This window comes from Streptomyces sp. NPDC015144 (genome assembly GCF_043079735.1).
Classification (GTDB): Bacteria; Actinomycetota; Actinomycetes; order Streptomycetales; family Streptomycetaceae; genus Streptomyces.
The window spans coordinates 88,434-98,340 of sequence record NZ_JBIBUU010000025.1 but is presented as its reverse complement, the minus strand read 5'-3'; the positions used below and the strand labels follow the sequence as shown (position 1 = coordinate 98,340).

Annotated in this window: 9 protein-coding genes; all 9 read right to left on the bottom strand. The window is 72.2% G+C overall.

The features are described 5' to 3' along the window. A partial coding sequence (locus ACF08W_RS31230) for an NAD(P)-binding domain-containing protein (RefSeq protein ID WP_392281323.1) occupies positions 1 to 410 on the bottom strand: 410 nt, incomplete at its 3' end. A gap of 84 nt (positions 411 to 494) precedes the next feature. Then, a complete protein-coding gene (gene ilvN, locus ACF08W_RS31225) occupies positions 495 to 1,067 on the bottom strand; it encodes an acetolactate synthase small subunit (protein ID WP_352281077.1) in 573 nt (190 codons plus the stop codon). A 14-nt stretch (positions 1,068 to 1,081) separates the two neighbouring features. Beyond that, on the bottom strand, positions 1,082 to 2,971 hold the full coding sequence (locus ACF08W_RS31220; protein ID WP_392281322.1) for an acetolactate synthase large subunit: 1,890 nt from the start codon (positions 2,969 to 2,971) through the stop codon (positions 1,082 to 1,084). Between the two features lie 136 nt (positions 2,972 to 3,107). Further along, positions 3,108 to 3,875, bottom strand: coding sequence for a 4'-phosphopantetheinyl transferase superfamily protein (locus ACF08W_RS31215; RefSeq protein ID WP_352281079.1), 768 nt, complete (start codon positions 3,873 to 3,875; stop codon positions 3,108 to 3,110). 52 nt (positions 3,876 to 3,927) lie between these two features. After that, entirely contained in the window at positions 3,928 to 5,220 is a 1,293-nt protein-coding gene (locus ACF08W_RS31210; protein WP_392281321.1) for an MFS transporter, read from the bottom strand. After that, the gene (gene argH / locus ACF08W_RS31205; protein ID WP_392281320.1) at positions 5,205 to 6,683 is read right to left on the bottom strand and encodes an argininosuccinate lyase; all 1,479 of its coding nucleotides are present in this window, start codon (positions 6,681 to 6,683) and stop codon (positions 5,205 to 5,207) included. The genes ACF08W_RS31210 and argH overlap by 16 nt, the downstream gene beginning before the upstream one ends. After that, positions 6,680 to 7,942 carry an ATP-grasp domain-containing protein gene (locus tag ACF08W_RS31200; protein ID WP_385216651.1) on the bottom strand — a complete coding sequence of 421 codons (1,263 nt, stop codon included), beginning with the start codon at positions 7,940 to 7,942 and terminating at the stop codon, positions 6,680 to 6,682. Before ACF08W_RS31200 ends, argH begins: the two co-directional genes overlap by 4 nt. Further along, positions 7,939 to 8,988 (bottom strand): pyridoxal-phosphate dependent enzyme, encoded by a 1,050-nt coding sequence (locus ACF08W_RS31195; protein ID WP_352281068.1) that lies wholly within the window; start codon positions 8,986 to 8,988, stop codon positions 7,939 to 7,941. Before ACF08W_RS31195 ends, ACF08W_RS31200 begins: the two co-directional genes overlap by 4 nt. Position 8,989: 1 nt before the next feature. Beyond that, on the bottom strand, positions 8,990 to 9,907 hold the full coding sequence (locus tag ACF08W_RS31190; protein WP_352281066.1) for a kinase: 918 nt from the start codon (positions 9,905 to 9,907) through the stop codon (positions 8,990 to 8,992).

Sequence of the window (9,907 nt, the reverse complement as noted above, 5' to 3'; positions counted from 1 at the left end):
AGGTGCCCCGGACCCTTCGGCGCGACCATGCACACGTCCACATCGGCCGGCGGCGTGATGAAACCGAACCGGATGTTCAGCCCGTGCCCGAAGAACAGCGCGTCCCCGGCCTTCAGATTGTCCTTGACGGACTCCTCGTAGACCTGCGCCTGGATCGGGTCCGGCACCAGGATCATGATCACATCGGCCTCGGCGGCGGCCTCGGACGGCGAGACCACCCGCAGACCCTGCTCCTCGGCCTTCACCTTCGACTTCGAGCCCTCGTGCAGACCGACCCGGACGTCGACACCCGAGTCACGCAGCGACAACGCGTGCGCGTGCCCCTGGCTCCCGTAACCGATGACCGCGACCTTACGGCCCTGGATGATGGACAGGTCGGCGTCGTCGTCGTAGAACAGCTCGGCGGGCATGGTGGTTCTCCTTGTTTCCTGGATCGTGAGGGTGTGCGGACAGGTGTGCGGGGTGCGTACTAGGCGCTCTGCGCCTCGTGCGTACTAGGCGCTCTGCGCCTCGGCGGTGACCGGGGCGGTGGCGGGGGTCAGGCGGATCGGGCGGGTCTCGCGGGTGGAGCGGTCGGCCAGGGGCCGGGAGCCGCGGCCGATCGCGATGGCGCCGGACTGGACGAGTTCCTTGATGCCGAAGCCGGCCAGCATCCGGAGCATCGCGTCGAGCTTGTCGCCGGAGCCGGTCGCTTCGAGGGTGACGGCGTCGGGTGACACGTCGACGGTTCTGGCCCGGAAGAGTTCACCGATCTGGATGACCTGGGCCCGGGTCCCGTTGCCGGCGGCGACCTTGACCAGGACCAGTTCGCGCTGGACGGCGGAGTCCGCCTCCAGCTCCACGATCTTCAGGACGTTGACCAGCTTGTTGAGCTGCTTGGTCACCTGTTCCAGGGCCAGTTGGTTCTCGACCCGGACGACGACCGTGATCCGGGAGAGGTCGGGGTGCTCGGTGGTGCCGACCGCGAGCGAGTCGATGTTGAAGCCGCGGCGCGAGAACAGGGCGGCCACGCGGGCGAGGATGCCGGGGGTGTCCTCGACCAGGACGGAGAGCGTGTGCTGGGACATGTCGGAGGGTCCTCTCAGTCGTCCGCGAAGTCGCCGAAGTCGGGGCGTACGTCACGTGCGGCCATGATGTCGTCGTTGGAGGTACCGGCCGGGACCATCGGCCACACCATCGCGTCCTGCTGGACGATGAAGTCCACCACGACGGGGCGGTCGTTGATCGCGTTGGCCTTCTCGATGATCGTGTCGAGTTCGAGCGGGCTCTCGCAGCGCAGGCCCACACAGCCCATCGCCTCCGAGAGCTGGACGAAGTCCGGGACGCGGGTGCCCCGGTTGGTCGCGGAGCCGGTGCCCCGGGCCGATCCGGTGGAGGCGTTGGTGGCGCCGTCGTGCAGCACGGTGTTGGAGAACCGTGCCCCGTAGAAGAGGTTCTGCCACTGGCGGACCATCCCGAGGGCGCCGTTGTTGATGACGGCGACCTTGATCGGGATGTTGTTGAGCGCGCAGGTGGTGAGTTCCTGGTTGGTCATCTGGAAGCAGCCGTCGCCGTCGATCGCCCAGACCGTGCGGTCGTGGCGGCCGGCCTTGGCGCCCATCGCGGCGGGGACCGCGTACCCCATCGTCCCGGCACCGCCCGAGTTGAACCAGGTGCCCGGCTCCTCGTGCGGGAGGAACTGCGCCGCCCACATCTGGTGCTGCCCCACACCGGACGCGAACAGTGTTCCCGCCGGGGCGAGTTGGCCGATCCGCTGGATGACCTGCTGCGGGCAGAGCAGCCCGGGGTCGGCGGGGGGCTCGTAACCGCGCGGGTAGGTGGAGCGCCAGTGGTCCAGCTCCCGCCACCAGGCGGCGTAGTCCCCGACGCGCCCGTCCTCCCGGTCGGAGCGTACGGCGGCGGCGAGGGCGGCGAGGACCTCGCGGGCGTCCCCGACGATCGGGATGTCGGCGAGGCGGTTCTTGGAGATCTCCGCCGGGTCGATGTCGGCGTGGACGACCTTGGCGTACGGGGCGAAGCCGTCCAGCCTGCCGGTGACACGGTCGTCGAAGCGGGCGCCCAGGGCGACGATCAGGTCGGCCTTCTGGAGGGCGGCGACCGCGGCGACGTCCCCGTGCATGCCCGGCATGCCCACGTGCTGCCGGTGGCTGCCGGGGAAGGCGCCGAGCGCCATCAGGGTGGTGACCACGGGGGCGCCGGTCAGTTCGGCGAGGGCGCGCAGTTCGACCGTGGCCCGTGCCTTGAGCACGCCGCCGCCGACGTAGAGGACCGGGCGGCTCGCGTCGGCGATGAGCCGGGCGGCCTCGCGGATCTGCCCGGCGTGCGGTTTGGTGACGGGGCGGTAGCCGGGCAGTTCGGTGGCGGTGGGCCAGCGGAAGATGGTGCTCGCCTGGAGGGCGTCCTTGGTGATGTCGATGAGCACCGGTCCGGGGCGGCCGGTGGAGGCGATCCGGAACGCCTCGGCGACCGTCCGCGGGATGTCGTCCGCGTGGGTGACCAGGAAGTTGTGCTTGGTGACCGGCATGGTGATGCCGACGATGTCCGCCTCCTGGAAGGCGTCCGTGCCGATGGACTTGGAGGAGACCTGGCCGGTGATCGCGACCAACGGGACGGAGTCCATGTACGCGTCGGCGATCGGCGTGACCAGGTTGGTGGCGCCGGGGCCGGAGGTGGCCATGCAGACACCGACCTTGCCGGTGGCCTGGGCGTAGCCGGTGGCCGCGTGCCCGGCGCCCTGCTCGTGGCGGACCAGTACGTGGCGGAGCCGGGTGGAGTCCATCATCGGGTCGTAGGCGGGCAGGATCGCCCCGCCGGGAATGCCGAACACGGTGTCCACGCCGGCCTCTTCGAGCGACCGGATGAGGGACTGGGCGCCCGTCACGTGCTCGGCGCCGGTGTCCGGCTGCCCGGTGGTACGGGGTCGCGTGTGCGGGAGGAGGGCCGCGGGGGCCTGCTTCACAGCGTTTGACATCGTCAGTTCCAAGGGTCCGGAGGGATGGGGGCGAGGACGTCGCGGGGAACGGCAGCCGCGGCGGGAGCGGCCGGGTGGTGCGGGCCCGCCGCCGGGTGGTCACCGCGACGGACGCACCCGGCGGTCCCGGTGGTGGTCAGGGTGGGTTCTTCGCCGTCTGCGGGACGTCGCAGGTATGCCGTACGACGTCGATGCCGGCGAGCCGGCGGACCAGGAGGCCGTCCATGGTGAGCTCTCCGTGGACCGCCACCGCCGCCGCGTAGCCCCGGTCCACCGGAACGTCGACGAGGGTCCAGCCGGACGGCGGGTACGGTCCTTCGGGGCGTCCCGAGCCGACGTAGTCGAGGGACGGGTCGCGGCCGAGCCCCGTGCCGAGGCCCTTGAGGTAGGCCTCCTTGCGGGTCCACAGCCGGGCCAGTGCTCGGGGCCGGGCGGGCGGTGCCAGCGCCGCCAGTTCGGCCTGTTCGTCCACGTGCAGCATCGCGGCGAGATCGGCGGTGCCGTCCTGGTCCGGCACGAGTTCCACATCGACCCCGATGGGGGCCGCGGCGGTCCCGACGACCGCGAGGTCGCCGCGGTGGGACAGCGAGAAGAACAGCCGGTCGTCGATATCGAGCACGGTGGGTCTGCCGTGCGGTCCGCCGCAGCAGGGGCAGAGGTCCCTGCCGAGGTGGACGTCCTCGGGGCGCAGGCTCAGGTAGGAGCCGAGCAGCCGGCGGAGGGCGACATGCGCGGCCGTGAACCGGGTGCGGTCGGCGGCGTGCATGAGGGTGGCGGCACGCTGACGCTCGGTCGCGTCGAGTACCTGTTCGTCCAGGATGCCGTTGGGGACATCCGAGACCCTCAGGAGCCAGAGATCGAGTGAGCCAGGGGGTGGCAGCTCACGGACGATTCTGGGCAGCATCTGTTCCACGGGGTCTCTCCTGTTCTTGCGAGAGTGACAGGTGAGTCGGGCGTCATGGCGTCGCCGGTGCGACCGGCAGGTCGCGCCGGCGGCGCAGCGGCCCGATCAGCAGGAGCAGCGGGGTCAGGGCGAGTCCCGCGGTGAGCAGCCACAGGGTGGGCCGCAGACCGAGGGCGGTGCCGAGAGCTCCGCCGAGCAGGGATCCGAAGGGGATGGCGCCGAAGTTCGCGACCGAGACGCTGGCCGAGACGCGGCCGAGCAGCTGGGGCGGGCAGTAGCGCTGGCGGAACGCTCCCTGGATCACGTTGGCGAGGACGACGCCGAGCGAGAGGACCGCGCTCCCGACGACCAGTGCGGACAGCGTCCAGTCCGTTCCCGTCATCGGGATGAGCAGGGCGAACGGGGCGCTGGCGATGGTGGTGACGAGCAGACCGCGGGCCGATCCGAACCGTGCGATCAGCCGTTTGGAGAAGGTGGCGCCGAGGATGCCGCCGACGCTGCTGGAGGCGAGGAGCCAGCCGGTGGCGCCCTCGGGGACGCCCAGTTCCCGGATGATGAAGACCGGGATGATCGCCGCCTCGGCGGTCAGGAGCAGGTTGGTGGCGGTGCCGTACAGGGTGAGGACGCGCAGGTAGGGGTCCTTGAAGGTGTACCGGACGCCCTCCTTGATGTCCCGGCGCAGGGCCCGGTGCTCCGTCGGCCGTTCGGGGACCGGTTCCTTGCTGCGGATGCCCAGCAGGCAGAGCGCGGAGACCAGGAAGGTTCCCGAGTTGACGAGGAGCCCGGAGGTGGCGCCGAAGATCTGGGCGAGCAGGCCGCCGCCTCCGAGTCCGGCGACCTGGGCCACCGATTCGCTGCCCTGGAGCTTGGCGTTGGCCTCCTGGAGGTCCTCGGGGCCGACGAGGGAGGGCACGTAGACCTTGTACGAGATCCCGAAGAACACCGCGGCGAACCCGTTGGCCAGGGCGACGGCGAGGAGCTGGGTCATCGTCAGGACCCCGAGCCAGCCCGCCACCGGCACGCTGGCCAGGAGGACCAGCGGGAGCACGTTGCAGACCATCATGATCGGGCGGCGCCGCATCCGGTCCACCCAGGCTCCGGCGGGCAGGCCGATCAGCAGCCAGGGCAGCCAGGGGGCGGCGGCCAGCACGCTCACCGCGAAGGTGCTCGCGTCGAGCGTGACCACCGCCACCAGGGGCATGGCGACGGCGGTGATGTTGATGCCGACGCGGTTGGTCGTCTCGCCGATCCACAGCAGCCGGAAGTCGCGGTGGCCGCGCAGTCCCTTCCCCGGGGGGTGCCCGTTGTCGTGGTCCATGGGGCGCTCGGTCACTTCTGCCGACATGACGTCACCGCCTCGGCCACGGCCTGCGACAGCAGCGCGGCTCCGTCGCTCCAGCGGGCGTGCCGGGCGGCGGACTCGGCCCGCAGGGCGTCCAGCCGGGCGGTGAGCGCGTGGATTCCGCCGGCGGTCGAGCCGGGGCCGCCGCCGTGGGCGCAGGCCGCCATCACCCGGTCGGGGGCGAGCCCGCCGTCCTCGACGGCGTCGAAGGCCGCCGCGTCCTCCAGGGACCGGCCGGTCTCCAGGGCGTCGAGTACGGTCTCGCCGACCTGGTGGTGCGCGGCCCGGAACGGGGTCCCGTCCAGGACGAGCCGTTCCGCCAGGTACGTGGCGGAGGTGAAACCGTCCACGGCCCGTCGCTCCATGCGGTCCCGCTCGGGCTCCGTGCCCGCCACGACAAGGCTCAGCAGGGTCACCGCGTCGGTGGTGCCGCGCAGTCCGGGCCACAGGTGGCGGACGGCCTCGGTGCCGACCGCGATGGCGTTGGTGTAGCCGCCGGTGGTCATCGCGGAGGCGGCGGCGACGAAGGCGCCGAGGCTCGCGGAGGACCGGCCCTGGATGTGTTCGAGCAGGAAGGGGTTGCGTTTCTGCGGCATCATCGAGCTGGAGCCGACGAGTGTGTCACCGACCCGGAGCAGTCCGAACTCCTCGGAGGTCCAGGTGCTCAGGTCCCGTCCGGCACGGGCCAGTACGACCCCGAGGACGGCGGAGGCGGAGAGCAGTTCCAGGACGAAGTCCCGGGAGGCCACCGCGTCGACGGAGTTGGGCGCGGCGGAGTCGAAGCCGAGGAGTTCGGCGGTGCGCCGGGGGTCGATGGGTACGGAGGTGCCGCCGATCGCACCGGCGCCCAGCGGGTTGACGTCGAGCTGGCGTCCGGCGTCCAGCAGCGACCGGTAGGCCCGCAGCACTCCGGCGGCGATTCCGGCGAGGTAGTGGCCGTAGCCGATCGGGACGGCCGGCTGGCCGTGGGTGTACGCGGGCATGACCACGTCGCGGTACTCCTCGGCCTTGGCCAGGAGCACCCCGGCCAGCCGGTCGACCGCGTCCAGCAGGGCCCGGTAGGGGGCGCGAGTCTTGAGCCGGGTGGTGGTGGCGTTGAGGTCGTTGCGCGAGCGGCCGGTGTGCAGGATGCCGCCGATGCGGTCGCCGAGCTGTTCGATGAGGTGTCCCTCGTACGCCAGGTAGACGCCGCGCGGCATCGGGAGGGCGCGGACCGGTGCGAAGTCCTGCTCGCGCAGTTCACCGATGGTGCGCAGCAGGGCGGCGGACCGGTCGGCGTCCACGATGCCGCGTTCGGTGAGCATGACCAGGTGGGCGCGGTCGACCTCGCTGATGCAGCGGAGCTCGTCGCCGAGCCCGTCGGTGGCCTCCGGCAGGTACTGGTCGTAGACGATGCGGTGCGCCTCGGCGTCGAGCGCGGCCTTGAGCCGGCCGGTGTCGACGCCGCGCGCGGTCGCCGCGGTCATGCGAGTGCCTCCTCGGTGTGCACGGCGTGGATCAGGGCCCGGCCGAGCAGGTCGACGGCGCGTCCGGCGGCCTCGGCGGCCCGTACCGAGCGGTCGGCGACGGCGATGGCGTGGCCGACCCGTCCCCGGAAGTCCTCGGCGGGGCCCACCGGTTCGCCGGGGGCCCGGTAGAGCACCGCCTCGACGGCGCCGGGGACCGTGCGGGCGCGTTCCACGGCGTCGGCGAGTGCGGCGGCCGGGGCGAGGATGCCGTCCTGGGCGGCGGTGAGGAACCGGATCGAGGCGCGGGCGTAGCCGGTGCGGTCCAGTTCGGGTGCGGTGCCGAGGGCGGCGAGCACCTGGGCGCGGACGAGGTCGATGCCGCAGGCGCGACGGACCAGTTCGGGGATCATGCCGCCGGCCAGCCGGGGGTTGACCTCGATGACGGCGGCGGACCCGGGCCCGGTGAGGCGCAGTTCGACATGGGCGGCCCCCCAGCCCAGGCCGAGCGCGCGGACGGCGCGGACGGCGGTCTCGCGCAGCGCGATCTCCTGTGCGCCGGGGAGTGCGGCGGGCACGTCGTGGCCGGTCTCGACGAAGGAGGGCGGTGCGCCGACGTGCTTGGCGACGGTGACGACGGCCTCGGTGCCGAAGACCTCGACGGAGAACTCCGGTCCGGTCAGGTACTCCTCGACCAGGATCCGGCCCGGAGCGGCGATGCCCCGTTCGTTGACGGTGGTGGCCAGCAGGTTCCCGGCGTGTTCGGCGACCTCCGTCAGGTCGGAGCAGAGCCGTACGCCCAGGCTGCCCGAGCCCTGTACAGGTTTGACGACGACGGGCAGTCCGAGGGAGCGGGCGGCGGCGACGGCGCCGGCGGCCTCGGTGACGACCTCGAAGCCCGGCGAGCCGATGCCGGCGTCGGTGAGTGTCCGGCGCTGCTCGGCCTTGTCGCGGCAGGCCCGTACGGCCTCGGCCGAAGGGCCGGGCAGTCCGAGCCGGTACGCCAGGGCGGCGGCGGTCGGCACGTAGTACTCGGAGCTGGTCAGGACGCCCGCGAGGGTGGCGTTGCCCTCCAGGGCGCGGACGGCCGCCCACAGCGCGGTCTCGTCGGAGGTGTCGACGACGACGGTCCGCAGTCCGTCCTCGGCGGCGTAGGGGTAGCGGCCGGGGTCCGCGCACAGCAGCACGGGCACCGCGCCGAGTTCGGCGGCGCGCCGGGCGAACAGCCGCCCGGTGCCGGTGGTGTTGCTCTCCACCAGGAGCAGCAGGCGCTCGCTCATGACTCGACCACCGGCATCACCACGTCGTCGAAGCCGCGGCGGGCCCACAGCAGCCGGGACCAGGCGGCGGGGGCGTCCAGCGGGTGTTCGACGGTGACCGGGCCGTTGGCGGCGGGGGCGGGGACGATGTCCTGCTCGCGCAGCCAGTTCTCGTTGTAGACGGTGGACTGGTAGCGGTAGCCCTCGTCGGGCAGGACCATGACGACGGTGCTGTCCGGGTTGCGCTCGGCCCACCAGGACGCCACCTGGAAGGAGGCTCCGCTGGTCGGGCCCATGAACAGGCCGTGGGCGCGGTAGAGCTCGTGGGTGGCGTGGAACGCCTCGGGGGCGGTCACCCAGTGGACCTCGTCGTACGCCGCGTGCTTGACGTTGCCGGGGTGGATGCTGCTGCCGAGTCCGCGCAGCATGCGGGGGCCGTCGGGGCTGCCGAAGATGATGCTGCCGGGGGTGTCGACGCCGATCAGGTGGAGGGCCGGGCCGGTCTGGCGCAGGGCGGCGCCGAGGCCGCCGGTCGAGCCGCCGGAGCCGACCGGGCCGACCAGGCAGTCGACGGATCCGACGGTGTCGCCGATCAGGTCGGCGACGATGCCGTAGGCGCCGGGGTTGTCGGGGTTGTCGTACTGGCCGGGGACGAAGGCGTCGGGGTACTGGCGGCGCAGCTCGGCGACGCGGGCGAGCCGGGCGCCCTGGATGCCGCCGGCCTGGCCGGTGTGCTCGACGATCTCCACGGTGGTGCCGAGCATTTCGAGCCGGGTGCGCAGGTCCCGGTCGATCGCGGAGTCGCCGACGATGGTCAGCGGGTAGCCGCGCAGCCGGCAGACCATGGCCAGGCCCAGGGCGAAGGTTCCCGAGGAGGTCTCGATGATCCGGGTGCCCGGGGAGATGAGTCCGGCCGCCTCGGCGCGGTCGAGGATGTAGCGGGCGGGCAGCAGCTTCATCAGGCTGAAGGCCGCGGCGTAGAGGTTGTCGGTCACCTTGATGATGCGGGGCAGCTCCGTCGCCTCGACGATCGAGGAGTGCGCCTTGGGGAGTGTGGTCGTCGTCATGTCAGTCACCCGTTGTGTAGTTCCACTGCTCGTGGATTCCGAGCTCTTGGAGGAGGTCCTGGGCCAGTTCGGTGCGCGCCTCGACCTCGGGGTCGTCCCGGTCGAAGAGGAGTCCCGCGATGTCCCCGCTGTGTGCCGCCTGTATGCCGACGGCTCCGGTGGTCCGTGCGATGTCCCGGATGCGGTCGAGTTCCGGGATCGGCAGATGACGCTGGTTGATCTCCGTGCTGGCCGTGGCGACCGAGCCCAGCAGGGCCACGTCCTTCATCTGGATGGCCTCCCGGAGCATCGCCTGCAGCCGGGTGAACAGGTCGACCTCGTCCTGTCCGTAGCGGGCCGGCGAGAGGGCCAGGGTGTCCACGCCGCGTCCGCCGTTCTCGGGACGGGAGCCGAAGCCGAGGACCCGCAGGGCGGGCATCCGGTAGCCGAAGTCCTCGATCACGGTGCCCTCGCGCTGGGCGAACAGGACGGTCGAGTCCTCGAACATCAGGGAGTCGGACGCGGTCTCCGCCCGTACCGCGATGCGGGCGACCTCCTGTGCGGGGAGGGGGCTGACGAAGGCGTCCTTCACCGCCCAGATCGCCGCCAGGACGTCGCTGGTGGAGGAGCCGAAGCCCCGGCACAGCGGTACGTCGCCGCTGAGGTCCAGGTGTCCCCCGGCCGGCCCGGCGTCCGGCGGGGTCACGGCGCGGACCGCGAGTTCCGCGGCGCGCCGGGCCTTGCCCTTCCAGGACGGTGTGACGGTGACCTCGGCGCCGGGGGCGGGGATGAAGGTCGCGCGGGTCACGTGGATGGTGCAGGGAAGTGTGACGAGTCCTCGGGTGAGCCCGCCGTCGCCGGGGAACACGCCTTGCAGGATCTCGCCGTGGTGGACGGGGGCCGAAGCTACCCCGACACGCCAGCCGGAATGATCAACCAT

What these genes read in the sequence shown, in the direction of transcription:
- ilvN (WP_352281077.1), bottom strand. Translation starts at nt 1,067, where the DNA reads ATGTCCCAGCACACGCTCTCCGTCCTGGTCGAGGACACCCCCGGCATC.
- ACF08W_RS31190 (WP_352281066.1), bottom strand. Translation starts at nt 9,907, where the DNA reads ATGGTTGATCATTCCGGCTGGCGTGTCGGGGTAGCTTCGGCCCCCGTC.
- ACF08W_RS31200 (WP_385216651.1), bottom strand. Translation starts at nt 7,942, where the DNA reads ATGAGCGAGCGCCTGCTGCTCCTGGTGGAGAGCAACACCACCGGCACC.
- argH (WP_392281320.1), bottom strand. Translation starts at nt 6,683, where the DNA reads ATGACCGCGGCGACCGCGCGCGGCGTCGACACCGGCCGGCTCAAGGCC.
- ACF08W_RS31215 (WP_352281079.1), bottom strand. Translation starts at nt 3,875, where the DNA reads ATGCTGCCCAGAATCGTCCGTGAGCTGCCACCCCCTGGCTCACTCGAT.
- ACF08W_RS31195 (WP_352281068.1), bottom strand. Translation starts at nt 8,988, where the DNA reads ATGACGACGACCACACTCCCCAAGGCGCACTCCTCGATCGTCGAGGCG.
- ACF08W_RS31210 (WP_392281321.1), bottom strand. Translation starts at nt 5,220, where the DNA reads ATGTCGGCAGAAGTGACCGAGCGCCCCATGGACCACGACAACGGGCAC.
- ACF08W_RS31220 (WP_392281322.1), bottom strand. Translation starts at nt 2,971, where the DNA reads ATGTCAAACGCTGTGAAGCAGGCCCCCGCGGCCCTCCTCCCGCACACG.